Genomic DNA, 26,756 nt, shown 5'->3' on the forward strand with positions numbered 1-26,756 from the left:
CGCCGGCGCACCACGAAACGCGAGCGCCGCCGACTCCGCGCCCGAGACGCTGTATCGGGTCCGTTCCGGCGGCGTCGCCGTAAGATCTTCCCGGGCTCGCTGTCGACCCTCGTCGCCGAGACGCAGCACCTGCCGAGAAGACCGACGCGGAGACGGCGATGCCAGGGGTTGTGCCTGGGCCGTACAGGGATCACTCGTTGAGCCAGAGTCGGCGTCGGCATACTCGCAGCATCTCCGAAGCCTCGGACTGGGTGATGGTGTCGGGTGGGTCGGTTTCGAGAAGGTCCTCGAGGCGCCGGAATAACGTGGTCGCGGGCGTGCTTGCAGTCAACGTATGGCGATCATCGGGGCTCGCTCCCGAGTCCGAAGTCCTCGCCCGGGAAGGTCGGAGGGCTTGCCGTCGCGGTGGCGGGTCACCGGCCGATGTCGGGTTCCCCACAGTGTGCGGCTATCGCGGCGTGTGCTTTTCGTTCGAGCACTGTGGCGGCGGTCCAATCGTTCCCGACAGGGAGGATCGGCTCGGCAACAGTGAGGTGGATGGCTCCACGGTGGATGATCGTGCCTCGGTCGGGCCACATCATCGCGCGGGTGCCCGAGATCGCGACCGGCACGACGGGAAGACCGGCTCGAGCGGCGATCACGAAGGCCCCCATGTGGAAGGGGCGCAGGCCCGGCACCGGAGAGAGGCTGCCTTCGGGGAATACCACCAGAGGTTCGCCACCAGCGGCCGCTTCCTCGAGGTGACCGGTGTCGGCCACGCTCTGTTCGCGCTCGGTCCGCTCGACGAATCGAGTGCCGATCCGCCTCAGCAGGAAGCCGACCAGCGGTTTGTGCTCGAATACTTCACCTGCCACGAAGGTGAAGTGATGGGGAAGGATAGTGGACATCGCAATGCCGTCGAGGAAGCTGGCGTGGTTGGCGACCACGACACAAGACGTCACCTGCGCGAGCCGGTCGACTCCGTTCGCGGTCACCGGGGCGCCGGTGAGCCGGGCGAGGCTGCGGGCGGCCGCGTGCACGACAACCCTGCGGGCGCCGAGGCCGGGAACAAGAGCCACGGCGATCAGGGTCGGCAGGCCCACCGCGACGACCACCGACCAGCACCACAGGGCGTACGCCCCGGTCGAGGTGATCGTACCGGCGCGCCGTAGGCGAGGGAGCACACCCCGTGCCCCGAATCTGGCCAGCTGCCACCACACCGGGCGGGGACGAGCCCGCACGTCTCCCTGCTCGTAGTGGTGACGGGTGGCGGCGCGCCGGAGTTTGCCGCTGGAGGTCTTCGGCACGGTACCGGGTGGTGCGAGCACGATGTCGTCCGGTGGTGTGCCGAGAAGGTCGATGCTGATCCCGATGATGCGTTCTCGCAGTCCGGTGAGCACGGCATCCGCGGTCTGCCGCGTTTCGGCGAGCACCACCAGGCGTTCGGTGCCGCCGGGGTGCCCGGATGTCGCGAAGACGACGACGCACCCCTTCCTGATGCCCGGGATATCGCCCACCGCCCGCTCGAGCTCTTCCGGGTGCAGGTTCCGGCCTGCCCGGATGATGAGGTCTTTGATCCGGCCGGTCACGTAGAGTTCTCCACCGTCGAGATAGCCGAGATCGCCGGTGTCGAGCCATCCGTGCCGCAGCAGCGCCTTGGTGGCCCGCGGGTTGCGGAAGTATCCCGTGGTGGCCGAGGGTCCGCGGAACTCGATCCTGCCCTCGCGCCGGTCGCCGAGCACATTTCCCGCCGAGTCGACGACGCGGATATGATGATTGGGAATCGCCTGGCCGCAGCCGACGAATCGGAGCGGATCCAGGTCGGCATCGGCGGCCCGTATCGCCCGTCCGGTGCGCAGGAAACGTTCGCGGTCGACACGGTCCACGACCGGTCCGCGCCCCACCGGTGGGAGAGTGAGGCCGACGCACGCCTCCGCCAGTCCGTAGACCGGGGCCTGGGCCTGGCGGCGTAAGCCGTAGGCGGCGAATCGCTCGGCGAACCTGGTCACGGTATCCGCGCTCACCGGTTCGGCGCCGTTGAACACCATCCGCAACGAGCTGAGGTCGAGCCCGCCGAGCTCCGCGTCGGTGATTTTGCGCATGCACAGCTCGAAGGCGAAGTTCGGGGCCGCGGACAGCGTGCCGAGGTGGGCATCGATGGCCCATAGCCACCGCGCGGGCCGGGCCAGGAACTCCAGCGGCGACATCACCGCCAGCGGCACACCGAAGTACAGGCTGGACAGCCACGCACCGATCAGGCCCATATCGTGGTACAGCGGCAGCCAGCTGACGAAGACGTCCGAAGTGGAGACTCCCGTCGCCGTGCCCATCGCCCGGATGTTGGACAGGAGGTTCGCGTGGGTCAGGGTCACCCCCTTGGGGTCGCCGGTGCTGCCCGAGGTGTACTGCAACAGAGCGATGTCATCGGCGCCCCGGACCGCGCCGGCCGCTTCCCCGTAGCCGGTCAGTTCGTTCGGGGTGAGGACGTGGCGCACTGACTGCACCTGGCCGCGTACCAGCCGGGCCAGGCGCGCGGCTTCCGGATCGGTGACCAGCACGCAGGCCTGCGCGTTGCCGAGGATGTGGACCTGGCGGCGCAGGTGCTCGGCGAGTTGCGACGGACGGGCAGGCGGGTAGACCGGTACCGGGACGCCGCCGGCCAGAAGCACGCCGAGGAAGGTGGTGAAGTAGTCCCGGCCTGTGGGCAGCATGATGGCTGCCCGTTCGCCGGGCCGGAGGTCGCGCGCGAGTAGGGCGGCGGACACGGTGGCGGCGGCGGACTGCAGCTCGCCGTAGCCGACCTCGTCCTGTGTTCCCTCGTCTTCCGTCCCGCCGGAAAGGATGCGCAGGTGTACGCGATCGGGGTGGGTGCGGGCATGCCACGACAGCGCCTCGGTGAGGGTGGCGGTCGCGTCCGGAGTTCGCGCGATCGGCGGTGGCGCGGGGTGCCGCACGGGTATCGACGGCAGATGGCTCTGCGACGGGGCGCGGCGCACGGCGGTCATAAGATCACGGGGCGTCTCTACGGTGGCGAGGACGCCGCGGTCCAGGCTCACCCCGAACGCATCTTCGGTACGGGCGAGCAATTCGGTGACACCGAGGCTGTCCAGCCCGAGGTCATGATCGAACTCGCTGTCGAGCGTCGCGGGCGCCGCACGATCGACGGTGTGCCGTTCGGCCACGAGATCCCGGACAACCGCGAGCAGCAGGTCCTCGTCCTGCCTGGAGGTCGTCACCGGTCATCCATCATGGGACCACCTCGTCACGTGCGGTGGAGGAGGTTGTCCCGCTGGCCGTCACTGTGCAGGCGGGTGATTGCCTCATGTCCAGGCCTCGAGCGCGACGTCCGCGAGCGGGCGGTTGGCCGTACCGGAGTCAATGTGAAGAGTCATCGGGTCCCGGTCCCGGTTTGCTCGTCCGATCGGGTCGGCGCGAGGTGCTCGGCGAACCAGTCGCGGGCGAGGACGGCGGCCTGTTCGAGGGTGCCCGGCTCCTCGAACAGGTGGGTGGCGCCGGGCACCACCGCAAGCGCGCTCTCGCATGTCAGGGCCGCCTGCGCCCGCCGGTTGAGTTCCAGCACGACGTCGTCACTTCCGCCCACGATGAGCAGTGTCGGTGCGCGCACGGCGGCCAGCTCGTCGCCGGCGAGGTCGGGCCGGCCGCCGCGGGAGACGACGGCGGCGACGTCGACCTGTGGGTCGGTCGCGGCCCGGAGTGCCGCGCCGGCGCCGGTGCTCGCCCCGAAGTAGCCGATCCGGAGATCGTTCACTTCCGCTTGGGTGCCCAACCACCGGGTCACCGCGACCAGCCGCTGCGCGAGCAGCTCGATGTCGAAGACCCTGGCCCGGTGGGTTTCCTCTTCCGCGGTGAGCAGGTCGAACAGCAGGGTACCCAGCCCGGCCCGGTTGAGCACCGAGGCGACGTACCGGTTGCGCGGGCTGTGTCGGCTACTACCGCTGCCGTGTGCGAACACGACGATGCCGACCGGATTCTCGGGGACGGTGAGGTGCCCGGTCAGCGACACTTGCCCGGCCCGAACCGTTACCTCGTCGTCCCGCAGCAGGGGGTCGGCTGCCGGTGGCGGAAGCGGTTCCGGGACGCGTTCGGCGGCGCGGCGCAACAGGTCGCAGACCTCGTCGTCGGAGGTTTGCCCGAAATGGACGTACCACTGCCCGACGGCGTCGAACCACGTCGGAGCCTCCAGCGAGATCACCTCGTCGGCTTCTCCGGCCAGGTCGTGGATCGCCTCGCGAGATCCCACCGGAACGGCCAGCACCACCCGCGTCGCGCCGTGTGCCCGGGCCACCTGGCATCCCGCGCGGGCGGTGGCGCCGGTCGCCATCCCGTCGTCGATGATGACCGCGGTCCGCCCGGCCAGCGGAATTCGCGGGCGCGCGTGCCGGAATCGTGCGCTTCTGCGTTGCAGCTCGGCCCGCTGGGTTTGCTCCACCATCGTGAGCTCCTCGGCGGTGACGTGCGCCATGCGGACAACGTCGTCGTTGAGCACGCGCACCCCGTCCTCGCCGATCGCGCCGAAGGCAAGCTCGGGCTGGTAGGGAACGCCGAGCTTGCGTACGACGATCACGTCGAGCGGGGCGTCCAGCGCGCGGGCCACTTCGTAGGCAACGGGAACACCACCTCGCGGCAAACCGAGAACCACGGTGTTCTCGTCGCGGAAGGCCTGGAGTCGCCCGGCCAACCGACGTCCTGCGTCGCGGCGATCGAGAAACGGCATCGGGAGCCACCTCCTAACCAGGTTGTTCACCACCCTGCGCCCGATCCCTCTCCCTAGACAGGGCCAGCCGTTACCAACCGGTGGGACCTTGGTCCTTTTCGAGAACGCATCACCTCACCGGTAGGCAGGACTCGACGGGCATCCACGTCCGGCGGTGAAGTCCGGAACGCAACCCAAGTCCCGATTCCGGGAGCATGAAGTCAGCATCGCAGGGTCCGGTCGCACGACGGGGCTGAATGTGCCGGACGCCCGGACCGCCAGGCGTGGCCGGGTATCGAATCAAGTTCGGAGCGCGAGGTGCCCTCTGCGCACCGCGGGATGGCGACCAGGCAGTGCCGTGCCGAAGATCGTCGGCTGTTGGTGACGATGGACCCTGATGTCCTCGGCTACTGACGGGTTCACTGGAAGGCAGAATCATTCCGGAGAGGTTGGAGTCGTCATGACCGCCACCATCGCCATTGTCGCCATCGTCGTCGTTGTCGTCGCGGCACTGCTGTTGTCGGCCTCGATACGTGTGGTCAAGCAGTATGAGAAGGGGGTGCACTTCCGGCTCGGGAAGATCATTGCCGTCCACGATCCCGGCTTGAGGCTGATCATCCCGGTCGTCGACAACCTCACGAAGGTCTCGATGCGGATCGTGACCATGCCGATTCAGTCCCAGGGCATCATTACCCGGGACAATGTCAGTGTCGACATCGCTGCGGTCGCGTACTTCCGGGTCGTCGACGCGAGGAAATCGGTGGTCGTGATCGAGAACGTCGACAGCGCCATCAACCAGATCGCCCAGACCACGCTGCGGAACGTCGTCGGGCAGCATTCTCTCGACGAGGCACTGTCCGACACCGCGGTCATCAACGGAAGCATCCGGCAGATCCTCGATACCACCACCCTCGAGTGGGGCGTCGAAGTCACTCTCGTCGAGCTCAAGGACATTCAGTTGCCCGACACCATGAAGCGGGCGATGGCCCGCGAGGCCGAGGCCGAACGGGAGAAGAGAGCGAAGATCATTGCCGCCGAAGGGGAAGCGCGGGCGGCTGCGGCGCTCGGCGAAGCCTCGGACACGATGATGGCCCACCCTCTCGCCCTGCAGTTGCGCAATTTGCAGACCCTCCTCGAGTTGGGCGTCGAGAAGAACACCACGGTGGTGTTCCCTGCCCCGCTGATGAGTGCGATCGGCGAAGTCGCGGCGTTCCTGTCCCGCGAAACGTCCGCCGCCGCACCCCTCACCCAACCGGTCATGGCGCAGTCGAACATCGACACCGCGGATGGCAACCCGACGGCGAAGACGCCGTCCTACCCGGCCACGGCCGCACCCGCCGTCAACTGAAGAGACATCGCGAACACCGCGTGTGGTCTCCGCGAATGCCGGCAGGCACCTCGCGGAAGAGGGGGAGCACCCGGCGCTCCTGCCGCGAGGGGCCAGTCCCTTCGGCGATGTGTGGACCGCGGTTCGGGTCTTGGCGCCTGCTCGGCACGAGCGAATGAACGGGTATCCGTCCTGTTCGGTTTGAGGGTGACCTGTGCGTGGTGAGTGGAGGAGTTCACTTGTGGGCCATCGCAGTCTGGAAGCAGGCGGTGTTCTCAGTCCTCGCTGCGTGTACCGTCGCGATCGCTCGCCAACTTCCGGCGACCGGTGTCGACGGTCACCCGCGGCTCCTCGCGCACCTCGGATCAGCGGGGGCTATCGGGAGAACGGCTGCCCGGCGCGGGTTCGGCGAGGGTGTGGGCTGACCAATGGCCGGTGACCCAATCCTCGTCCGGGGCCCGGTGGTATCCCAACGTGAGCAATGCCGACTCCAATGCGGCGAAATCGATGGATCCTTCCGGCAGCAGACCCCATCGCGGCGGCTTCTCGATGCGGTGCACCACCTCCCCGGAGGAGTCACGGACGATGAGGACGGTGTGTGTGGGGTCGATGTTGGCGCACACTTCGAACAAGCCCATGAGTTGATCCTGCGCGCTCGCGCTGCGGATCGGTAGACCTCGACAATCCCGGCCCGCCGTCGAGCATGCCCCGGGCCAGGATGGTCGCCGTCCCGGGGAAGTTCTCGAGGTAAGGACCGTTGGCCCTACTGCCAGATCCCGAGGGGGGAGTGGACTCGGAGAGGTCACACAACCACCTCCCAGTTTCTGGAGTCAGCAATGAGTATTTTGTCCCCCCGCCGTCCCAGCCAGTCGTCGTGGCCGGCATTGCCGGATTGGTCGGATCTGATGGCCCGATTCGAGGCGATGTCCCCGTGGACGCCCCTCGAGGGTCACATGATCCGCGTCGAGGAACACCTCGACGAAGGCCGGTACACGTTGCGCGCCGAACTGCCCGGGATCGACCCCGCCAAGGACGTCGACATCAGCGTCCGGGACGGGCAGTTGACGATCAAGGCCGAACGCACAGAACAACACAAGGAAGGCACCCGGTCGGAATTCCACTACGGCAGCTTCTACCGGTCCATGCCGCTGCCCGCCGGGGCGAAGGAAGACGACATCGCCGCCTCCTACACCGACGGCATCCTCACCGTGACGATGCCGGTCACCGAATCCCCGACCCCGGAGAAGCACATCGAAATCACGAAGACGGCCGCCGGCAACGGCCACAACTGACGCGCGGTCGGCAACTCGGGACCAGGCTGATCACCACCACCATCGTCCCGGTCCCGGTGGGTGACCCCGCATATCGAGGACAGCATGCCCAAGACGATCATCCCCACTGTGGCGGCCCTGTGGCTCGTGCTCGCCGCGCTCGCCGCCTGGAACACCGTCGCGTTCGCGATCGCCTCGCTGACCGCCGTCGTGCTGGGCTGCTACCTGCTGGCCAGCGCGGTCACCGGGCCCCGACACCGCTGACAGAATCAGGCATTCTCGGATGAATCCCATTCTTTGACAACGACTTTTGGAGATCACCACTCATGACCACAGCACGTGACATCATGCATACCGGTGCAACCTGCATCGGCGAACACGACACCCTCACCACAGCCGCACAACGCATGCGGGAGTTGGACGTCGGGGCGCTGCCGATCTGCGGTGACGACGACCGCCTCCACGGCATCATCACCGACCGGGACATCGTCCTCAAATGCGTCGCCGCCGGCACAGATCCCAACACGATGACCGCCGGCGAACTCGCACAGGGCAGCACCTACCACGTCGATTCCAGCGCGAGCGTCGAACAGGTCGTCACCGTCATGGAAGAACACCAGATCCGCCGCCTGCCCGTCCTCGACGACCACCGGCTCGTCGGCATGATCAGTGAAGCCGACATCGCCCGGCACCTGCCCGAACACGCCGTCGGCGCATTCGTCGAAGCCATCTGCGCCCCGAAAGCTCTCCCGAGTCAATGAACCCGTGGCGGGGAGGCCCGTGCGGGCCCCGCCGCCCAGTAGGAGTTGAGAACAATGTCGTCCTCGACACACATCCCGATCCACACCCATCCGGACATCGTCGCGTTGCGCCAACGCTACGACCAGGCGGCCGAACAGCCCACCGCCCAGGTCGCCGACGGGCTGATGTTGCTGTCCGGACTGTACGGCGCGGCGTCCGCCTGGATCATTGGCTTCGCCGACCAGAGTTCGATCACCATGTCGAACCTGATCGCCGGTGTCGCGGTCGCGCTGTTGGCGGCCGCGTTCGGGTCGGCCTACGGCCGTACCCACGGCATGACCTTTGTCGCGCCGGTGCTCGGGATCTGGTTGGTCGTCTCCCCCTGGCTCGTCACCGGTGTGACCACCGGCACCGCGATGATCTGGTCCAACGTCGTCGTCGGGGCGGTGGTGTGTGTACTGGGCCTGGCCGCCATCGCGGTGGGAACCGACCTCCTTCGGCGATCATCATGACCAGTGGCCCTGCGCGGTCGTTCCCCCGACGCGCGAACACGGAGTCGTCCACTGGTTCAACCCTGAGCAGGGGTTCGGTTTCATCACCCCGATGGCGGCGGCGCCGCCGTCTTCGTGCACTTCTCGGAGATCGCCGGAGACGGCTTCGGCACCCTCCACGACGGTGAGGTGGTGGTCTACCAGATCGACGGAATCACGACGAACCAACCGCAAGCCCGCAACGTGCACGCCCTCGGGGTGCAGTCCCGCCACACTGCTTGTCGAACTCGATTAAGTCGAGCACGGCACCGCCCATCGCGCACATGCGTGGCGGCGGAGACGATGACGGGGGACGTCGCAGCCGGCCGAATCATGAGGAAGACTCATGCTTGCACACGAACAAGCCCCGATCGTGGTCACCGTGGACCAACCACCCATAGGGCGCGACGCCGCGCTGTGGTCCGCCGCCCTGGCCGAACGCCTGCACTGCCCGCTACGCATCGTCCACATCGTTCAGGGCGCCGACCACAGGTGGGCGGACATCACTCACCACCCGGATGCCGGGGCACCGTATGCGAGCGCGACCGCAGTCGTCGACGACGCGATCGCGGTCGTGCACCGCCGGTTCCCCGATCTCGACGTCAGCGGTGCGCTGATCGAGGAAGCCAGCAGTAAATGCATCGACCCGACCACCATGCGAGCACTGGCCACCGCAGGCCAGGACGCGCGGATGGTGGTACTCGGGCACCCCGACGCCGGAAGCACCGACGTGCTGGCGGCGACCTCGCGGGCCGGCACCGTCACCGAACACACCGCGTGCCCGATCATCATCTGGCGGGGGCAATCGGGACAGCTTCCCGACCAGCGGCCCGTGGTCCTCGGAGTCGACCGCGACACCGACAGCGCCGAAGCCGCCCTGATGGCGTTCGAACACGCGGATCTGTTCGGCGCCCCACTGATCGCCGTGCACTCCCAGCCCACCGCGTCGGCACCCGGGCAGGCCACAGGTCTGGACACCCTCGAGGGCATCCTGTCCGCGGCACGGCGGGCGTTCCCGGGCGTCGTCGTCACCGCATCCGTGGTGCCCGGCCCGCCGCGGGAGGCGTTGAGCGAACGAGCAGCGGGTGCGCAGCTGGTGGTCATCGGAACCCACGGGCGACGACCCACAGCAGCGGCTGGGTCCGCTGAATCGGTGAGCCCGTACCTGTTCCACCACAGTCGGTGCCCGACGATGGTCTGCCCACCCCGGCCGCCACCGGATGAACCCGGCCCGGCGCGCCGGCCGACCGCGCAAGCCAGGGCGGTGCCCGCGTCCGCGACCGACACCGCGATCCCCGGTGTCACCACCCGCGCGCTCGGCCCAGACGATTGTGACGCGGTCGTGCACCTGCACGAGGAGCTGTCCGACGAGGACGCCCACCTGCGTTTCTTCGCTCCGCGCCCGAAACATCTCGGCGAGTTCGCTTCACAGATCTGTCGGCAGGACTACGCGCACCTGTCCCTCGGCGCGTTCGAAGGTCACGACCTTGTCGGCGTCGCCAATTACGTAGTCACCGACACCACCCCCGGACGCATCAGCGCCGAGATAGCGCTCGCCGTCACCGGCCACGAACAGCGGCACGGCATCGGCACACAGCTGGTGCGGGAATTGGGAACGGCCGCCTACCTTCACGGTGTGGCACACCTGACCGCGGAAATCCTCTCGGAGAACACCCTCATGCTCGCGGTCATCACCGAACAGGGCTGGACCGACGCACTGCACCACGACGGAGCAACGGTGCATTTCGACCTCGAACTGATCTCACACCAGGATATGCACCCGCAGATACCCGGGATTCCCCAGGACGGAAACGCAGGTCGAGCCATCCGGAAAGGGAGCCTCTGAACGCGGAACCCGAATCGCAGTGGGCGACGGAGGTCAAGTCCAAGGGCGAAGAGGCCGTCGGGTAGGCGCGGCTCTCTCACCGGCGTGACCGCTAGGCCACCGGCCGAGCACCGACGGCCTTACGACGCTGCCGCACTCGCTTGTGGGTGTAGTCGGCGAGGAGCACTGACGGAATGGCCAGGACCGCGACGACGAACCCTTCTGTGGGCGGCACCGTGTGCCCCAGAAGGTCCGCGACGGGAGTGACGAGCAGGAAGAACGCCAGTGCGCCGAGCTCGGCGAGGACCGCCCACAGCAGCAGTCGATTGGTCGTCCAGCCCATCGCCCACGGTGGTCGGCTGGTGCTTCGGCACGCGAACGCGGTCCCGATCTGTCCCAGCACCACTGCCGTGAACGCGGCCCCCGACGCGGCCGGTAATGCAGGGCCGGTGGGGAACTCGCCGCCCGGCCGCCACCCTGCCACCATGAGGGCAACGAGAAACGCCGTCATCTCCACCAGCGCCTCGGTGGGACCGAGAACACCGAAGACCCTGGTGAACAACGACGTGTCCACCAGATGCCGGCGTTCCGGTGGCCGTTCGAGGACCCCCCTACTGGGCGCCTCGCCGCCTAATGCAAGGGCGGGTAGGAGGTCGGTTCCGATGTCGATGCACAGGATCTGCAGCACGCTCAATGCCAGCGGGAACAGGCCACCGGACAACCCCCACAAGGCGAATGGCGTCAACTCCGCCACGTTGTCGGTCAGATGGTAGGTGAGGAACCGGCGGATGTTGGCGTATGTGGCACGTCCCTGTTCGACTGCGGTCATGATGGTGGCGAAATCATCGTCGAGTAGAACGAGATCCGCGGCTTCGCGGGCGACGTCGGTTCCGCCCCGGCCCATCGCCACCCCGATGTCGGCCTGACGTAATGCCGGACCGTCGTTGACTCCGTCCCCGGTCATCGCCACGATGTGTCCACGGGCCTGCAGAGCCTTGGCGACGCGAAGTTTCTGTTCCGGAGACACTCGGCTGACGACTATCCCGTCGCGATCGAGGAGGGCGCCGAGGATCTGATCGTCCGCGGGCAGGTCCGCGCCCTGGACAACCATGTCGTCGGGGCCGAGCAGGCCGATCTCGCGGGCGATGGCGTGCGCCGTCGACGGATGATCGCCGGTCAGCATCGCGACTCGGATGCCGGCGCTGCGCGCCGCCGCGAGTGCCCGGGGCACGGTCGTGCGCGGCGGATCTTCCAAACCGAGCAACGCCAGCAACTCCAAATCGCGCTCGATGAGGTCGGGCGAGGCGTCGGGGCCGGGGTCGTCGAGTTCACGGCGGGCCACCGCAAGCACCCGTAGGCCTCGGGAGGCCATGTCCTCGACCGCGGAGTGGGCCTGGACGAGCAACGCCCTTCCGGCGGCGCAGCGGGGAAGCACAGCGTCGGGCGCACCTTTGAGGAACAGCTGCCCGAGCACGATCACTGATTCACGCCGTCGTCGCGGGTCGAAACCGAAACGTCTGACCACCTCCTCTGCCGGCACCGGTGAATCCGGCGACAAGAGACGCGCCGCGAAGGCCGCGATCGCCGCCTCCATCGGATCACCGACCGGGTGCCACTCGCCGCCCTTGTGGACGACCCGTCCTTTCGAGGCCGCGACTCCGGCCCTCCCGGCTTCCGCGGCTCGAGCGATGGCCGACGGCGCGCCCGCCACCGAACCCGTCGGTTCGTATCCCTCACCGTGGACCGACACGGACCCGTCCGCAGTCCACACTTCGACAACGTTCATCTGGTTCTGGGTGAGAGTCCCTGTCTTGTCGGTGCAGATGAAGGTGGTGGCGCCGAGTGTCTCGACGGCCTCGAGGTTCCGGACGAGTGCGTCACTGCGTGCCATGCGCTGGGCCCCCATCGCGAGGGACAGCGTCACGGTCGGGAGCAGGCCCTCCGGCACCAGCGCGACCGTGATGCCCACGGCGAAGAGGAAGGCATTCGTCCAGGAAATGCCCACGAGCAACGACACCGCGAAAAAGACGGCACCGACACCGACGGAGACGAACGCGAGCGTGCGTACGATTCGCTGGATCTCCTTGTCGAGCTGGCCGGGCGGACGACGAACGGAGGTGGTCAGCGCGGCGATCCCGGCGAGACGGGTACGGGCCCCGGTCGCCGTCACGACGCCCTCGCCCTCGCCCTCGACCACGAACGTGCCCGCGAGGACTGGGGTGCCCGTCGCCCGGAACACCGGCTCGCTCTCACCCGTGAGTGTCGACTCGTCGAACGAGCACCGCTCCGACACGACCAGGGTGAGATCCGCCGGGACCCGGTCCCCGCCACCGAGCGCGACCACGTCACCGACCACGAGATCGCGGGTGTGCACGGGGCTCAGTTCACCGTCGCGGCGCACGACGATCGAGGTCGGGAGCAGCTCCCCGAGCTTGTCGGCGGCTTTTTCGGCCCGCTCCTGCTGAGCGAAGGCGAACAGTCCGTTGACGACGATCACCACGACGATGGCGATGCCGAGTTCGGGCATTCCCGCTACGAAGGCGAGAACGGCCGCGAACCACAACAACAGCGCGAAGAAGTGTGTCAACTGGGCGAACAGCCTTCGCCACCAGGGCACTCGGCTCGGTGCGGGGAGCTGATTCGAGCCGTCCCGGCGCAGGCGCGCGGCCGCTTCGGAACTACTCAGGCCACTGCGGGTGGTCGTCTGTGCTGTGCGGTCGCCGTCCACGCCGCCTCCTCGGCTCGGCTGGTCGTGTTCTCCCGAAACTGCTCCGTGGTGCGAAGGGTCAGGCGCCTGCCCAGGCAAACTGCTTGCCGATCGCCCCCACGGAAGCAGGACCCGGATTACGCGGATCATCGAGTCCCCACCATCGTGGCCGCTGCCGTGATGGCGCCGTAGGGGAGAAGGTCCTCACCTTGGCGGGCTGCTCGAGGAGTGATGGCGGGACGCGGACCGGCGGAGCGTAGTGCCGTCATGTGGCGGTGGTGAACCGTCCGTTGGTCTGTTCCGGGGCGAGGTGATGATCTGCTGCCCGCCACGTTCAGTCGAGTCCGCCGCCGTTGCCGGGGGTCGTCGGGTGGTGGCGGAGGGGAAGTCCGAGTGCGGTCCGGTCGCACACCCGCACGAGGTCGGTGGCCGTGACGATACCCGTCAGGCGCTGCCCACCGTCGACGACTGCGATCAGATCCAGACCCGGTCGAAGCAGTACCGCCGTGGTCACGTCCGCCAGTAGGGCATCACTCGTCACGATGTCGGCGTCGGGCAGGGGCCGGGCGAGTGATCCGAGGGTTGTCCGGCTTCGCGCCGCCGGGGCTGTCCGGGCCAGGTCACTCAGGGTGATCACTCCGATGGGGTGCATGTTCGGGTCGACGACCGGGAAGAGCCGGTGGTGGGACGACGATGCCGCGGTGGCGAGGAATCCTTCGACGGTGTCGCCCGCGGCCGCGGCGAGGGGAGTGGGTGTCATCGCGTCGGCTACGTGAAGGTCCCCGAGTCGGTGCCGTGCCGATGCGGTCATCAGTTCCACATTCGCCGCCGTGCGGAGAAACCACCCGAGCAGCATCAACCACAGCCCGCCCACGCTTCCGAGCAGTATTGCCTGTGCTCCGCCGAGCAGGATCAGCGCCAGTCCGAGGGTCCGTCCGCTCCGGGCCGCGGACGTGGTGGCAGCCAGTCGGTCGCCGCTGCGACGCCACAGGACGGCACGGAGCACCCGGCCGCCGTCCAAGGGTGCGCCGGGCAAGAGATTGAATATCGCGAGGATCAGGTTCGCCGTCCCGAGCCAGATGAGGCCAGCGGTCACGAGCGGACCGGTGAACTGTTCGACCGAAAAGGCCACGACGAGGGACGCCACACCGATGAGCAGGCTGGTGATCGGTCCGGCGAGGGCGATGTGGAGATCTGCCTGCGGATCGGGTGGTTCGTCCCGCAACTCGGACATCCCGCCGAGCAACCACAGGGTCACCCGGTCGACGGAGACGCCGTGGCGGCGTGCGACCACGGAGTGAGCGAATTCGTGTGCGACGAGAGTCAGGATGAACAGTGCCGCGGTCACCGTGCCGATGATCCAGTAATGCGACGTGGGCCGCCCGGCGAGCTGCATGGGCAATATCGACAGCGACAGCAGCGAAGCCAGCAGCGCCAGTGTCGCGATGAGCGACCAGTGCACCGAGATCCGGATGCCGGCTATCCGGCCGACGGGAATCGCTCCGCGCAACATCGGGGGACCTCCTGCTGGAAGCCGTGGTCGCCGGACGCGACCCGAACCGTTCCATTCCACCCCGGACCGGATCGGCACGGCAGGGCCATTGGTCACGTTCGCCGGGACTGCAACCGGCGCGCGGTCGACTCGGTCTCCGCACCGAGTTCGGTCAGCCGTAGGTCGCCCGAACGTTGCTTCAGCGTGTCGTGTGTGCAGAAGGGATATCGGCCGGTCTAGCTGATTCCCGACAGAAGACGTCGCGGAATCTGGGCCACACATCTCACGGTGGTGCGTGGTGACGTTGTTTCGCAAGAAACGGGTTCAGCTCATCGAGTGGGTAGGCATTGATGATTTCGGTGGGGGAGGCCCAGCCTCGTTGTGCTGTCGCCACGCCGAACCGCATGTTGTCCAGGTGCGGGACCGCATGGGCGTCGGTGGAGACCGCGAATCGCACGCGGAAGTGGCGCGCTCGCCGGACCAGATCGCCGTTGAGATCGAGGCGGTCGGGAGACGCATTGATCTCCAACGCCGTGCCGGTGCGGGCTGCCGCGCAGAATATCGCGTCCAGCTCGATATCGATGGGTGCCCGGGTCCCGATGAGGCGGGCGGTGGGATGGCCGATCACATTGACGCACGGATCTTCGATGGCGCGCAGTACTCGGGCGGTCATCTCGTTGCGCGACTGGCGGAACTGGGAATGGACCGAGGCCACGACAATGTCGAATGTGGACAGAAACTCGTCGTCCCAGTCGAGGGACCCGTCGGGCTGAATGTTCAGTTCGGTGCCGTGCAGCAGCCGGATCCCCGTGCGGCGTTCCAGTTCCCGGATCCGTTGCCGCTGCGCCAAGGCCTTCGCGGTGGTCATGCGCTGCATGTAGAGCAGCGGTGCGTGGTCGGTGATTGCGTAGTATTCGTACCCGCGGGCCTTTGCCGCCGCCACCATATCCTCGAGCGTGGCCACCCCATCGGTCAGATCGGTGTGGGTGTGCAGGTCGCCACGAATGTCGTTCAGCTCCAACACTTCCGGCAGTCTTTTGTTGCAGGCGGCCTCCACCTCGCCGGCGCCTTCCCGTAGAGTCGGCGGAATCCACGGCATCCCCAGCTCGGCATAGACCACTTCTTCGGTCTCGGCCGCGACGAGCCTTCCGGTTTCGATGTCGAACAACCCGTACTCGGACAGCTTCATCCCACGCCGTCCGGCCAGCTCACGGACCTGGATGTTGTGCGCCTTGGAACCGGTGAAGTACATCAGTGCGGCACCCCATACCGAGCGATCGACGACGCGGACGTCGACCTGCATCCCGGTCGTGGTGATCACCGATGTTCTGGTCGGGCCGTGAACGAGCACCCGGGCGACCAGCGGCAGTTCGACGACAGCTGTCATGATCGGCTCCGAGTCCTGCGCGGCTACCAGTAGATCGATATCCCCGACGGTGTCTCGCATCCGCCGCAGCGATCCGGCGTACGCGGCGCGGCGCACCTGCGGTATCCGCGAAATGCTGTCCAGCAGCTGCGTTGCGAGTCCCAGCGCGAAGGCCAGCTGTACCCGGCCGCCCGCCGAATGGGCGTCGCGCAGAGATTCGGCGAGGTTCTCCTCACTCTTGGCACCCCAGCCGCGAAGCTCACGCAGAACGTGGCCGTGCAGGGCCTGCAGCAGCCCCTCGATAGAGGTGATGCCAAGTTCTTCGTAGACTTGATGCGCCCGCTTCGGACCCAGCCCAGGAACTGTGTGCAGTGTGCGCAGCCCTTCCGGCACCCGGGATCGCAGGTCCACCAATTCCGTGACCGAGCCGGTGTCGAGAAATTCGCGGACCTTGCGGGCGATGTGACTGCCCACGTTCGGAATCTTCTCGAGCGCCTTCGCATCCATCCCCGCGATCTCGGCCGGATGCCCAGCGACTGTGCGCGCGGCCTTCTCGTAGGCCCGAACCTTGAACGGTGCTCTGCCGGAGATCGCGAGTAGCTCGGAGTACTCCTGCAGCATTCCCGCGACTGCGTCGTTGGATCGCGGCATCTGCGCACCTCCCTTGCCCTCCATACCCACCATCGGCCAGGTGGATGCTGGCTTCAAGTGACTTATGGCCTCGATCCGTACGCCGCACGGCCCCTGTATCGCACACGCGTCCGCGCGAGACCGAGGCAATGAGCGAGCCCCGTCCCGGGGGCCGCCGCGACCGGGTGACCGATCTCGGACAGCGGCAGTTCAGCCCGGCCGCAGCAGCAGTGCTGAGCGAGCGGTACCTTCGCCGCGACGAGCACGGCAGGATCGAGTCCAGATAACCGAGCCACTGCCGAACTCGGGGCGATTCAAAGTGGGCCACAGCACCGTGCCCGTCAGCGCACCGCTACTGTTCACCGCCAACGACTGTCTCGACATCGGCACCTGCCTCGGCTCCCCGGTCTCCCTCGACTACTACGATCGTGCCCCCTTCTCGTTCACCGGCACCATCGACATGGTGGTGGTCGAATATTCGTGACGACTGGTGACAATCACGGAGGTCGGCACCCCGCGGCGCCGGGCACCGCCGCCCGTCGAACAGCAAAACATCGTGAAAGTCCGCAGGTCGTCCCGCTCCAAACCTGACAGGTTAGGCGAAAACAGCGACTCGTCGGTGGCTCGTAGGTTCCACGCTTGCGTATCGGTTTCTCAGATTTCGTGTCGGTCGGACACCGCGTTGAGCCATGGACCGATGTGGTCGACGACAAGAACGTGTGCGAATAAGAGCGGTGGCCATCGTCCGGCAGATGCATGGGCGAACGATTCCGAAACAGCTGAATACCGTACACGCGGGCTTGTCAGCGGATATTGTGCGACTTCCAAGGTCCGGTCCCCACGGCAAGGCGGCACCATGACCCGTGTGCGGTGCATCCGATGCCGATGCCGATGCCGATGCCGATGTCGATGTCGATGCCGATGTCGATGTCGATCGCGCACTGCGGTCGGAGCTGTGCTGGCCGTGCTCACTATTCTGTCTCTGGTCGGCGCGTCTGTCTCTGGTCGGCGCGCCCCGTGCCGCGGCCGCCGACGGACACTGTCCTGCCCATCCCGGTCGCCGGTGTTCGGCACGACCTTCCAGCTACAGTCGGGGCTACGCTGGGCCATGTCCGGAGCGCGGAGTTCGTCAACCCAGCCCGCCGAGCAGGCCCGCAAGGAAGGTCATGTCATGGCCGTAGTGGACGTCGAGACCGAGATCACCGTTGCGCGGCCACGGAATGAGGTCGCCGACTATTCGTCGAACCCCGACAACGCGACAGCGTGGTATACGAATATCAAAGAGGTGCAGTGGAAGTCCTCGAAGCCGGCGCAAGTTGGTTCCCGAGTCGTATTCATCGCGGAGTTCCTCGGTCGGCGTCTGACCTACACCTACGAGGTCGTAGAGCTGGTTCCAGACGAACGTTTCGTTATGCGCACGGCCGAAGGCCCCTTCCCGATGGAAACCACCTACGAGTGGAGGCCTGCACCGAACGGCAACACGAAGATGACGCTGCGCAACCGCGGTGAACCATCGGGGTTCTCACGACTCGGAGCACCCTTGATGGCCCGCGCTATGCGTCGAGCGAACAACAAAGACCTTGCTCGCCTGAAGGCTATCCTCGAAGCCGCACCCGTGGACCAGTGACCACAATCGGGTCGTGCACCCCATCCAATACCCAGTTGGGTATTTGGTACAACCTGTCGGGGAGGCCGGACATCCCGGGTCATCCGGGCAGGTTCTTCCGGTGCCGCGGCGGCGGGGGCGGGGACGATCGACTCCGCGAGCGGCCCAGCAGTACGAAACCGCTCCGGGCCGTTGCCCTACCGGAAAGCGCGCCTCTGTCGACCGATCTGCGACGCAGGTCACGAGGGAATGCAGGTGAGTACTCAGCCATTGCCATTGGACACCGTCGCGATGAGGGTGCCACCATCGCTGATGGACACCCCGACCCGGTCTCGACCCGGGCGATGGGGGGAGGGTGAGCGCCGACGTCCCCAACCCGCAGGGTTCCTGGACAGGGGAGTGGCGGCCCCGTCGCCCAGGGGTCCGGCGTGCGAGTGCAGTCGGTCGACGCGGGTGGCGGAGAACGTAACACTATTGCGTGTGAATCAGATCACATGTGTGCGTGGTTGCTGACAACACCTACGCGGCCGCTCACGGCGGCGCCCCCAAGAAACAGCGACGAAGGCAGATTTCCCATGGCAACACCCACGAACCCGACGATCTCCGTGTCCACGCCCCGCACGCTGCGGCGGCCCAGCACGATGAGCACCGCCGAAATCAAGGCGAGAATCGAAGCCATGTATCCCGAGGATCGCCGACCTGGCACTCGCACTGCTCGCTGCTGACACACCGCTGGTGGGGCACGGAACTGAAACACCACATCTACACCTCGACACCTCGATGGGACAGCCAGGATGGAATCGGCAGCGACGGACGCTCGCCTTTTGCTCATGGTGATCGAACGTGCCCAGAACCTGGTCGCCGTCTCCCACTACGACAGTGGTCGCCTGCGCTATCTCAACCCCGCTGGGAGGCGCCTGATGGGGTTGGCCGACGAGGCCGCGGTCGGGGCGCGCAGGGCGCCGGAGTTCTTCACCGATGTCGGGGTGGTGCAGGCCCCGGAGATGGAAGCAGCCCTGCTCGAGCGGGGCCTGTGGGAGGGCAGGTCGGAGTTCCGGCATTTTGTGACCGGGGAACCGATCCCGGTGACCGTGTCGATCTTCGTGGTCGAGCACACCGACGACCATCGTCCGGCGGTGATCGCCTGCATCGCCCAGGACCTGCGGACGGTGCAGGAGCACGAACAACGTCTGCACACGGCGATGGAGGCGGCGGCGTACCGGGCCCGCGAACAACAAGCTCTTGCCGAGCTGAGTCGGCTCGCCGTGGACGGTGACCTCGACGACGTACTCGCGGGCGCGGCGGACGCGGCGGCTGCGTTGATGGGTGTCAACTGCGCCGCGGTGGCGCGGGCCGGCGACCCGGGCGGCGTATTGCGGGTGCTCGCCTACCGGGGGCAACCACCCGCCCCGCAGACCTTCGCCGCCGGCGCCGATTCCCAACTGGGATATGCGGCCGCGGTCAACGAGACCATCGTCTGCTCTGACCGGTACGGAGAGAACCGATTCTCCACCGCCGCCATGGAGACCGGCGGATTGCGGTCCGGGGTGTGCGTTCCCATCGGCCGCGCCGGGTCGGTGTGGGGTGTGTTGACCGCGTTGAGTGCTCGCCCCCGGGAGTATTCCGATCGGGAGGTGATGTTCCTGCGCTCGGTGGCCGCGGTGCTGGCGGCGGCGGTCCGGCGCATCGAGGCGGAGGAGGCGCTGCGGTATCAGAGCGTGCACGATGTGTTGACCGGGCTACCGAACCGGGCCCTGGCGCATCGGCGGATCGATGCGGCATTGGAGGCGGCGCGCGGCAGCGAGTTCAGGGTTGCGGTGTTGTTGGTCGACCTCGACGGGTTCAAGATTCTCAACGACCGGCTCGGCCATGCGGTGGGCGATGACGCCCTGATCCAGTGGGCCGAACGGCTGGAGTCGGTGGTGTGTCCCGCTGACACCGTGGCCCGGATCGGGGGCGACGAATTTCTCATCGTGTGCCCGGAGATCGCCTCGGCCGAGGACGCCATCACGGTCGCGACCCGGGTCACCGAGTTGCAGGTCGGCCCCGGTTCGGGCGGGCGCGGTCTTCGGTTCACCGCCAGCGTCGGCATCGCACTCGCCGGTCCGGACGGAACCCGAGAGTCGCTGATCCGGCGCGCGGACGCGGCGATGTATCAGGCCAAGGCCGCCGGGAGCGGGTACGCCGTAGCCCCCTGACTGAATCCCATTGCCTCTGAGTCGATTCTGCGCTGACTTCGGAGTGCTGAAGGAGAGTCTTGTCGTCAGCCTGGCGGCCCGCCGTGGGAACAGGTACCCGCACCTTACCGTCCGCCCGGTCGGTGCGGTCCGGCGGACGATCGGACTTGCCGATGCTGTGAATGGATATGGTCGATGTCGTTCTGCGGCGCGAAGGTCCAGGACTGAACAGCGAAGACCGCCCCGAACCGACCATTGATGTCCGTCCGAGGGCGGTTTAACCTGGAGATGCGGGCCGTATCCCGTCGGGTCGAGATCAGGCAGTCCGGGATACGACTCGCCGCGGGCTTTTCGAGGAAACCGTCGGCTCAGGGAGCGGTTCCGGTCGAGTGCCCGACCGGCTGGACCGGTGCCCGACCGCGGTCGTGACTCGGTCGGGGTTCTGCGGGTTGGCCACCCAGCCTGCGGCACCAACTGCCCCTATTCCGGTAGCAGCGCGCGCTGGTGGGCGGTAAGCAGCAGATGATCGACCGGGCACGCAGCTCGGTGCCGGGGTCGAACTCGCTGAACCCGGCGACGAGCTGCTCGACGATCGTGCGGAGCCGGGTGTTGGTTTCCTGAGATCGCCAGGTCATCACGTCGTCGGCGGGGATACCGGAGACCAGCATCGAAGCACCCTCGGCCTGCTCGATCACCGCCCGTGATTGCGCGTCAGCTGACCGGTGTCGTCGTGCAGGCGGTCCAGGACTCGGGCGAGGCGCGGGTGATCGTCGGGATGCTTGTGGGCCAGCAGCAGTTCGGTGGTCGGGTCACCTTGCCGTTTGGTAGCCGTGCATCCGGGCGACGGCGTCGGACTAGTCGTGTCCCGTTCTGCCTAGGGGGTCGAGTGTGCGGATCGTTCGTCCGGTGGTTGCTCTGGGGTGATGTCCTCACGTGGTGTAGCGCAGCAGAGATACGCCGTTCGGGAAGCCGCGGGCCTCCACCAGCTGCAGCGTCGGCAACTCGTACCCGTCGGGGAACAGACGTCGTCCCCGACCCTGGACGGCGGGGTACACGAACAGCCGGTACTCGTCGACGAGGCCAGAGACGATCAGGGCGTGGGTCAGCGTGATGCTGCCGGTGACCACGATGTCGCGGCCCTCCGTCCCCTTCAGGTCCCGCACCTGGGTGATCCAGTCGCCCGTGAGCACGGTGGAGTTCCGCCATTGGGGGTCGGCCATGGTCGAGGAGACGACGTACTTGTGGATCTGGTTCAGCTCGTCGGTGATCCCCGTCTGGTCGTCGGTTTGTTGGGGCCAGTAGCCGCGGAAGTCCTCGAACGTCTGCCGCCCCAGCAGCATCGCATCCGCGTGCTCGGACTGCCGGCGGGTCGCCTCGCGCAGTTGCGGATCCTGGTCCGCGGGATCGAACCAGTCGCCGAGCATCTCGATGGAGCCGTCGAGGGTGATGTTCTGGGTGATCGCGAGTGTCCTCATATCAAGTACTGACCCCGCTTCGGCCGGAAAATCATCGCCAGCAGAAAACAGCCCCACCCGTGCCGTTGCGATCCAAGCACTGACGGCCCTCGACTTCATCGCGGTGCTAGGGGCTTGTCTGGGCTTCAGGTCGACCGGCATTCTGTGATCGGGTCACCATCTGGATCGGGTGAACTGGGCCTTGGACAGTTCTTCCACCCGCGCCCCGGGCGATATCTGTCTGCGCGAAAGGCTCCCGGGCGGTGTATGGTTACTGACTCAGCCCGCCTGAGTCTGAATCAGGTCGGTGAGGACAAACACGTGTCAAACCCGACAGCTGCCCCGGCCAGTAGCAGTATCCACCACATCAGGTTTATTTCGGAGAGCGCTGCGTCCGACGCCGTCGAATTCGGATTCTAGAGCTAGCCACGAAGGGCGAGACAGCGGTCTACGCGTCCACACTCGACCACGTGATTGCTCCCGTTCGGCGAGATCGGTCGATGGCAGATTCTCGATCCCGGACTCGCATCGGAGAAGGCAGTCCGCTTCCGCCATGAACCTCCAAGCCCACTGCAACAGCCTAGAAAGAAACTCTGGGAAGTCTTCGTTGGTGTCCGGAGCGTGGGCGATGCCATGGTGCTCGTGAGGAGGGTTTCGTGCCGTTGAGCGGGCGGGTTTGCGCTTGGAACAGATGGCGCAGATTGTATTCAGCAATGGCCACCAGGAAGCGGCCTCTCGAGAAATTCAGGAGTTGGCCGATTTCCCGAACGGCTGAAACGAAACCCGGATTTCCTGGCCCACAATTGGATGGCTGTCTGGTTCAGGCCTCGTTCCGGAAACACGCAGATACGCGTTCCGCCCTGAGAGATGCGGCTCGATATCGCTGATCTGGATCGGAGCGACTCGGCCTGACGGATACTGCCGGACCTGAAGTGCAATTCTCAAGTCTTCGTCGCTGCGTCCAACCAATGTTGTTAATTACTAAAGTAAGCCGCGCTCGTTCTGCCTGAAGCTTGGGGCGTCGAGAGTGTGGAGCTCCAAGGGGATCGTGACTTCCTGCCCAGATCGTCGATGGGTTGGGGACGGTGAATTCTCAGTTCGGATGAGTTTCCTGATTACCGGGAGAAGCCGCCTGCCGTTACTGTGTGCGTTCGACGGTTGCCCGGCGAAGAAGGAGACACATGGCGGTATCATCGAGGGGTTCAGAAGGTTCGGCGAAGAAGACAACAAAGGAGATTCGCGAGTGGGCGATCAGGGAGGGGCGCGAGGTGTCATCCCGCGGCCGGATCTCGGCCGAGCTCGAGCAAGCCTTCCATGACGCTCAGGCGAAGAAGGTTCAGACGAAAACGCCGCCCGTAAAGAAGACGGCTGTGAAGAAGCGGGTCGCGGCGAAGGCGCCGGTCACGAGGACGGCCGTGAACAAGGCTCCGGCGAGGAAAACGTCCAGGGAGATTCGTGAGTGGGCGATCGGGGCGGGGCGCGAGGTGTCTTCTCGCGGCCGGATTCCGGCCGAGCTCGAGCAAGCCTTCCATGACGCTCAGGCGAAGAAGGTTCAGACGAAATCGGCGCAGGTAAAGAAGGCGGCCGCGAAGAAGACAGTTGCGACGAAGGCGGCCGCGAAGAAGACAGTTGCGACGACGGCGGCTGCGGAGAAAACGGCTGTGAAGAAGCCAGTCGCGGCGAAGGTGCCGGTAAAGAGGGAAGTGGTGAGTAAGGCTCCGGCGAAGAAGTCGTCCAGGGAGATTCGTGAGTGGGCGATCGGGGCGGGGCGCGAGGTGTCTTCTCGCGGCCGGATTCCGGCCGAGCTCGAGCAAGCCTTCCATGACGCTCAGGCGAAGAAGGTTCAAGCAAAAGCGGTGCCGGCGAAAAAGGCCGTTGTGAAGAAGATCGTCGCGAAGATCGCTCCGGCGCGGAAGACGGCCGTGAAAAAGGCAGCCGTGACGAAGGCCCCTGCGAAGACGTCGACACTCGGGAAGACGCCCGCGAGGAGGATGGCCGCGAAGACGACGGCTGCGGAGAAGACAGCGGTGAAGATGGCTTCGGCGAAGAAGACGACCAAGGAGATTCGTGAGTGGGCGATCGGGGAGGGGCGCGAGGTGTCTTCTCGCGGCCGGATTCCGGCCGAAATCGAGCAGGCCTTCCGCGACGCTCAGGCGCAGATGCCGGTCGCGGTCGGCTGAAACGGGTGGTGTCCACTATTAGGGCCTGATTCATCGGCGCCTGTTCGTCGAGGTTGATGTGGGCACCGCACTCGGCCGAGCAGACTGCGACTATGGCACCTGCGTTGCCTTTGTGGCTAGGCACGGGTCCGCGTGCACCGATCGAATTGTCTCCGATGGCTCAGCTTCCGAAGACGGTCCCACCCCACCCGGTTGCCGGGTGGGGTGGGTGTGGTGGTTGGCGGGTCGGTGGGCGTGGTTCTGTTGGAAGCGATCGAGACGGTGTCGTGTTGCCGTGATGTACGCGTCGACGCTGGTGGGCGTGGCGGCGATGAGTTGCCCGGTGCTCGGTGATCCGGACCGTCGCGATGATCGCGTGGGTGGCGGTGTCGATGACGCTGACCGCGTTGGTGGGGGTGCTGTGGGCGACGTAAGCGGTGTGTTCGTCGGGTGCGATTACGTCAATACCGCTCGCGTCCGCCCAACGGGAATGGTTGCGGTGATGAAAACCTGTTGGCGGATCACGGCGACCACTGCTATTTTTCCGGAGACCGTGCGAGAGAATGAGGAGGTGGTACCCGTGAACGCAGTATCGACATGGGTGCTCCCCTCTGAGGTCACGGTCGGGCGATAGGTCGTCCGGGAGCGCCGTTCAAGAGCACTCTCGAAAGGCACGACAATGCAATTCACCTCCGAACAGCGCCTCGACGACGGCGTCCTCGAACGCGAATTCACTCTCGGCGAGATCCCCGGCATCCTGTGGACGCCCAAATCTGCATCCGCACCGGCACCGCTGATCCTGGTCGGCCACCCCGGCGGACTGCACATGATGTACCCCCGTTTGGCGGCCCGAGCCCGGCACGCCGCGGCGGAGGGCTTCGCCGCGGCCACCATCGAGCTCCCTGGGAGCGGTGACCGCCCCCGTTCCGCCGCCGCCGAGCAGGCCCGCGCCGACCTGCGCCGGGCGCTGGATGCCGGCGAGCCGGTCGACGACGAGATCGTCGACCGGCTCGTCCTCCCGCTGGTCGAAAAGGCGGTCCCGGAATGGCGGGCCGCCCTGGACGCCCTCCTCTCGCTGCCCGAGATCGACGGCCCGGTCGGGTACTCGGGAGGGGTGATCGCCATCGGCATCCGCCTGGCGGTGGTCGATCCGCGCATCTCGGCCGCCCTTCTGTTCGCCGGGAGTTTTGTGCCCCACATCATTTTCGAGGAGGCCCGGCAGGTCACAATTCCACTTCAGGTCCTGCTGCAGTGGGACGACGAAGGTAACGACCGGCAACTGGCCCTGGACCTGTTCGACGCCTTCGGCTCCAAGGAGAAGACGCTGCACGCCAATGTGGGCGGGCACACCGGCGTCCCGCCTTTCGAGGGGGACGCCGGGAACCGGTTCTTCGCCCGGCACCTGCGGTGAGGCCGGCCCGTCAGGTCGGCAGCAGAGGATAGGAGCTGTCGGGCCAGCAGATGTTCAGCCCCCCGATCGCGTCGGTGCCGGCCATCGGCCGGTCGGGGCGGCGCGGGACCATGCTCCACTCAGCTGGGCCTACGCCGTGATCTGCTCAGGCCGCTGAGCGATCCGCTTGCGGAACCACCAGTCCGGGGCGGGCTGTCGGCCAGACTGTCTCGTTGGTGGCCAATTCTGCGGGACGCCACGGGCGTGATCACTCCAGCGCAGATACTCCGGGTCCTTCGAGGTCATCGAGCGCCGACTTGCGCCCTGATATTGCCATGAGCAGTGACAGTGCCGGGCCGCGGACTTCTATGCCATCTCCGATCGACACGTCTGCGTCGTTGGCACGCAACTGGACCGAGGCAATGAGTTGCTTCGCACCACCCAGGGATACCGGGGTGCGCGCCTGATACTGCAACGACCTGATGACCGCCTCCGACGGATATGTACGGGTGATGCCCAGCGGCCGTCGGATGTCTTCGCCGTGGACGATCTCTTCGACCAGCCTGCTGTCGAGCGGGGCCGGCGGCGTCGACGTACGTGTTGCTACCTGCTCGAGCCGGGCGAGCGTGTGGCGGGGCGTGGCGCCGCGTTCGCGTTCGACGCCCTGGGCGTTCTGGCGATCGAAGTTGAAGCGCGCCCGGGCCATGTTGCGCACGATGCCGAGTCGGGTGGTCTTCGCGTTGTTGATCAAGTGTGCGGCGACGTCGTGCACGGTCCAGTCACCACAGAGTGAGGGGTGCGCCCACTGGTCGTCGGTGAGGTCGGTGAGGTCATCGATCAGCGCCGCACGCTCCGCGTGCACGATCGGCCAGATTTCATTCATGAAGCCAGTGTGACAAATGCTGCCCGTCACCGATTGCATTGGGCCCGAAGCCGTCCCGCCTCAACGCCGAGGACGATTGAGGCCGTCGTGCCGCAAGCAGGATCGTCGTGCGGAACGCCGAGCGGAGCACCGGATGACGATTCACTTGCGGAACCAGCCATCCGCCGGCTACTGACGCCCGAATTTTCCCCGCTGGTGGTTCCTCAATCGAATCCAACCTCCAGGAATTCGGCGATATGATCGGTCCGTGCTCAATCGTGTGATGGAGTCATGACACAGCGTTAACTGACGGTGCCGATTGTGTTCAAGTCCGATGTGCTGCCCCACACCGCGCCGTTCCATCTGGGAGGCCAGATCGGGGTCCATCTGTCCTGGACGCCCCACGCTGGGACGGTGGTGGCGCAATGGTGCGGCGGGACGGCACCTCACCACCTTGTTGCCGATCTGACATGTGCGGGATGAACCCCCTCCGGACCTCCCCGTCAGGATCCGCTTTCGACGGAAG

The 26,756-nt window shown here is 66.5% G+C and carries 21 protein-coding genes and 2 pseudogenes; 13 read left to right on the forward strand and 10 right to left on the reverse strand.

Features of this window, described 5'->3' with window-relative positions:
• Nucleotides 1–413: 413 nt before the first annotated feature.
• Nucleotides 414–3,215 (reverse strand): AMP-binding protein, encoded by a 2,802-nt coding sequence (locus tag FND50_RS17400; RefSeq protein ID WP_144286491.1) that lies wholly within the window; start codon nt 3,213–3,215, stop codon nt 414–416.
• Nucleotides 3,216–3,367: 152 nt separating this feature from the next.
• Complete coding sequence (locus FND50_RS17405) at nt 3,368–4,714, reverse strand: phosphoribosyltransferase family protein (RefSeq protein WP_144286492.1); 1,347 nt, start codon at nt 4,712–4,714, stop codon at nt 3,368–3,370.
• A 439-nt stretch (nt 4,715–5,153) separates the two neighbouring features.
• Between FND50_RS17405 and FND50_RS17410 the strand changes: the two genes are divergently transcribed.
• The gene (locus FND50_RS17410) at nt 5,154–6,041 is read left to right on the forward strand and encodes an SPFH domain-containing protein (RefSeq protein WP_144286493.1); all 888 of its coding nucleotides are present in this window, start codon (nt 5,154–5,156) and stop codon (nt 6,039–6,041) included.
• A gap of 344 nt (nt 6,042–6,385) precedes the next feature.
• Here FND50_RS17410 and FND50_RS17415 read toward each other — a convergent pair whose 3' ends face one another.
• On the reverse strand, nt 6,386–6,658 hold the full coding sequence (locus tag FND50_RS17415) for a hypothetical protein (protein ID WP_144286494.1): 273 nt from the start codon (nt 6,656–6,658) through the stop codon (nt 6,386–6,388).
• 198 nt (nt 6,659–6,856) lie between these two features.
• Between FND50_RS17415 and FND50_RS17420 the strand changes: the two genes are divergently transcribed.
• From FND50_RS17420 to FND50_RS17440, 6 genes are all read left to right on the forward strand, one after another.
• Nucleotides 6,857–7,312: an Hsp20/alpha crystallin family protein gene (locus tag FND50_RS17420; RefSeq protein WP_144286495.1), complete on the forward strand. Its 456-nt coding sequence runs from the start codon at nt 6,857–6,859 to the stop codon at nt 7,310–7,312.
• 84 nt (nt 7,313–7,396) lie between these two features.
• Nucleotides 7,397–7,555, forward strand: a complete 159-nt coding sequence (locus FND50_RS36140) for a hypothetical protein (protein WP_186301305.1) — start codon at nt 7,397–7,399, stop codon at nt 7,553–7,555.
• 62 nt (nt 7,556–7,617) lie between these two features.
• Nucleotides 7,618–8,052 (forward strand): CBS domain-containing protein, encoded by a 435-nt coding sequence (locus FND50_RS17425; RefSeq protein ID WP_144286496.1) that lies wholly within the window; start codon nt 7,618–7,620, stop codon nt 8,050–8,052.
• 54 nt (nt 8,053–8,106) lie between these two features.
• Entirely contained in the window at nt 8,107–8,544 is a 438-nt protein-coding gene (locus FND50_RS17430) for an SPW repeat protein (protein ID WP_144286497.1), read from the forward strand.
• A 114-nt stretch (nt 8,545–8,658) separates the two neighbouring features.
• Nucleotides 8,659–9,198: a hypothetical protein gene (locus FND50_RS37790; protein WP_397494105.1), complete on the forward strand. Its 540-nt coding sequence runs from the start codon at nt 8,659–8,661 to the stop codon at nt 9,196–9,198.
• Between the two features lie 55 nt (nt 9,199–9,253).
• The gene (locus FND50_RS17440) at nt 9,254–10,408 is read left to right on the forward strand and encodes a GNAT family N-acetyltransferase (RefSeq protein ID WP_397494191.1); all 1,155 of its coding nucleotides are present in this window, start codon (nt 9,254–9,256) and stop codon (nt 10,406–10,408) included.
• Between the two features lie 91 nt (nt 10,409–10,499).
• Here FND50_RS17440 and FND50_RS17445 read toward each other — a convergent pair whose 3' ends face one another.
• From FND50_RS17445 to polX, 3 genes are all read right to left on the reverse strand, one after another.
• Nucleotides 10,500–13,115, reverse strand: coding sequence for a cation-transporting P-type ATPase (locus FND50_RS17445; protein WP_144286499.1), 2,616 nt, complete (start codon nt 13,113–13,115; stop codon nt 10,500–10,502).
• Between the two features lie 313 nt (nt 13,116–13,428).
• Entirely contained in the window at nt 13,429–14,607 is a 1,179-nt protein-coding gene (locus FND50_RS17450) for a site-2 protease family protein (protein WP_144286500.1), read from the reverse strand.
• A gap of 262 nt (nt 14,608–14,869) precedes the next feature.
• Nucleotides 14,870–16,603, reverse strand: a complete 1,734-nt coding sequence (polX, locus tag FND50_RS17455; protein WP_186301306.1) for a DNA polymerase/3'-5' exonuclease PolX — start codon at nt 16,601–16,603, stop codon at nt 14,870–14,872.
• 128 nt (nt 16,604–16,731) lie between these two features.
• On the opposite strand from polX, the gene FND50_RS36145 reads away from it, so the two are divergent.
• The 3 genes and pseudogenes from FND50_RS36145 to FND50_RS17460 all read left to right on the forward strand — a co-directional run bounded on the left by FND50_RS36145 (nt 16,732) and on the right by FND50_RS17460 (nt 18,209).
• Nucleotides 16,732–16,869, forward strand: a complete 138-nt coding sequence (locus FND50_RS36145) for a hypothetical protein (protein WP_186301369.1) — start codon at nt 16,732–16,734, stop codon at nt 16,867–16,869.
• A 32-nt stretch (nt 16,870–16,901) separates the two neighbouring features.
• Nucleotides 16,902–17,066 (forward strand): annotated as a pseudogene (locus tag FND50_RS36150) (hypothetical protein); the annotation flags it as partial.
• Nucleotides 17,067–17,753: 687 nt separating this feature from the next.
• Complete coding sequence (locus FND50_RS17460) at nt 17,754–18,209, forward strand: SRPBCC family protein (protein WP_144286501.1); 456 nt, start codon at nt 17,754–17,756, stop codon at nt 18,207–18,209.
• Between the two features lie 469 nt (nt 18,210–18,678).
• Here FND50_RS17460 and FND50_RS36155 read toward each other — a convergent pair whose 3' ends face one another.
• Entirely contained in the window at nt 18,679–18,867 is a 189-nt protein-coding gene (locus tag FND50_RS36155; RefSeq protein ID WP_186301307.1) for a hypothetical protein, read from the reverse strand.
• A gap of 151 nt (nt 18,868–19,018) precedes the next feature.
• Here FND50_RS36155 and FND50_RS17465 point away from each other — a divergent pair, with 151 nt between their 5' ends.
• A complete protein-coding gene (locus FND50_RS17465; protein ID WP_397494108.1) occupies nt 19,019–20,386 on the forward strand; it encodes a diguanylate cyclase domain-containing protein in 1,368 nt (455 codons plus the stop codon).
• Between the two features lie 459 nt (nt 20,387–20,845).
• Here the strand turns inward: FND50_RS17465 and FND50_RS17470 are convergent.
• Nucleotides 20,846–21,219 (reverse strand): annotated as a pseudogene (locus FND50_RS17470) (ANTAR domain-containing protein); the annotation flags it as partial.
• A gap of 75 nt (nt 21,220–21,294) precedes the next feature.
• A complete protein-coding gene (locus FND50_RS17475) occupies nt 21,295–21,840 on the reverse strand; it encodes a dihydrofolate reductase family protein (protein WP_144286503.1) in 546 nt (181 codons plus the stop codon).
• A 1,160-nt stretch (nt 21,841–23,000) separates the two neighbouring features.
• On the opposite strand from FND50_RS17475, the gene FND50_RS17480 reads away from it, so the two are divergent.
• Nucleotides 23,001–23,999: an Lsr2 family protein gene (locus FND50_RS17480; protein ID WP_260851013.1), complete on the forward strand. Its 999-nt coding sequence runs from the start codon at nt 23,001–23,003 to the stop codon at nt 23,997–23,999.
• 658 nt (nt 24,000–24,657) lie between these two features.
• Nucleotides 24,658–25,389, forward strand: coding sequence for an alpha/beta hydrolase (locus FND50_RS17490; RefSeq protein WP_144286505.1), 732 nt, complete (start codon nt 24,658–24,660; stop codon nt 25,387–25,389).
• A gap of 247 nt (nt 25,390–25,636) precedes the next feature.
• Here the strand turns inward: FND50_RS17490 and FND50_RS17495 are convergent, their stop codons facing one another.
• Nucleotides 25,637–26,251 carry a maleylpyruvate isomerase family mycothiol-dependent enzyme gene (locus FND50_RS17495; RefSeq protein WP_144286506.1) on the reverse strand — a complete coding sequence of 205 codons (615 nt, stop codon included), beginning with the start codon at nt 26,249–26,251 and terminating at the stop codon, nt 25,637–25,639.
• Between the last annotated feature and the right edge of the window lie 505 nt (nt 26,252–26,756).

This window comes from Rhodococcus sp. WB9 (assembly GCF_007558985.1).
GTDB classification, from domain to species: domain Bacteria; phylum Actinomycetota; class Actinomycetes; order Mycobacteriales; family Mycobacteriaceae; genus Rhodococcus_F; species Rhodococcus_F opacus.

What these genes read in the sequence shown, in the direction of transcription:
- FND50_RS17405 (WP_144286492.1), bottom strand. Translation starts at nt 4,714, where the DNA reads ATGCCGTTTCTCGATCGCCGCGACGCAGGACGTCGGTTGGCCGGGCGA.
- FND50_RS17410 (WP_144286493.1), top strand. Translation starts at nt 5,154, where the DNA reads ATGACCGCCACCATCGCCATTGTCGCCATCGTCGTCGTTGTCGTCGCG.
- FND50_RS17415 (WP_144286494.1), bottom strand. Translation starts at nt 6,658, where the DNA reads ATGGGCTTGTTCGAAGTGTGCGCCAACATCGACCCCACACACACCGTC.
- FND50_RS17420 (WP_144286495.1), top strand. Translation starts at nt 6,857, where the DNA reads ATGAGTATTTTGTCCCCCCGCCGTCCCAGCCAGTCGTCGTGGCCGGCA.
- FND50_RS36140 (WP_186301305.1), top strand. Translation starts at nt 7,397, where the DNA reads ATGCCCAAGACGATCATCCCCACTGTGGCGGCCCTGTGGCTCGTGCTC.
- FND50_RS17425 (WP_144286496.1), top strand. Translation starts at nt 7,618, where the DNA reads ATGACCACAGCACGTGACATCATGCATACCGGTGCAACCTGCATCGGC.
- FND50_RS17430 (WP_144286497.1), top strand. Translation starts at nt 8,107, where the DNA reads ATGTCGTCCTCGACACACATCCCGATCCACACCCATCCGGACATCGTC.
- FND50_RS17440 (WP_397494191.1), top strand. Translation starts at nt 9,254, where the DNA reads ATGGTGGTACTCGGGCACCCCGACGCCGGAAGCACCGACGTGCTGGCG.
- FND50_RS17450 (WP_144286500.1), bottom strand. Translation starts at nt 14,607, where the DNA reads ATGTTGCGCGGAGCGATTCCCGTCGGCCGGATAGCCGGCATCCGGATC.
- polX (WP_186301306.1), bottom strand. Translation starts at nt 16,603, where the DNA reads ATGCCGCGATCCAACGACGCAGTCGCGGGAATGCTGCAGGAGTACTCC.
- FND50_RS36145 (WP_186301369.1), top strand. Translation starts at nt 16,732, where the DNA reads ATGAGCGAGCCCCGTCCCGGGGGCCGCCGCGACCGGGTGACCGATCTC.
- FND50_RS17460 (WP_144286501.1), top strand. Translation starts at nt 17,754, where the DNA reads ATGGCCGTAGTGGACGTCGAGACCGAGATCACCGTTGCGCGGCCACGG.
- FND50_RS36155 (WP_186301307.1), bottom strand. Translation starts at nt 18,867, where the DNA reads ATGGCTTCGATTCTCGCCTTGATTTCGGCGGTGCTCATCGTGCTGGGC.
- FND50_RS17465 (WP_397494108.1), top strand. Translation starts at nt 19,019, where the DNA reads ATGGTGATCGAACGTGCCCAGAACCTGGTCGCCGTCTCCCACTACGAC.
- FND50_RS17475 (WP_144286503.1), bottom strand. Translation starts at nt 21,840, where the DNA reads ATGAGGACACTCGCGATCACCCAGAACATCACCCTCGACGGCTCCATC.
- FND50_RS17480 (WP_260851013.1), top strand. Translation starts at nt 23,001, where the DNA reads ATGGCGGTATCATCGAGGGGTTCAGAAGGTTCGGCGAAGAAGACAACA.
- FND50_RS17490 (WP_144286505.1), top strand. Translation starts at nt 24,658, where the DNA reads ATGCAATTCACCTCCGAACAGCGCCTCGACGACGGCGTCCTCGAACGC.
- FND50_RS17495 (WP_144286506.1), bottom strand. Translation starts at nt 26,251, where the DNA reads ATGAATGAAATCTGGCCGATCGTGCACGCGGAGCGTGCGGCGCTGATC.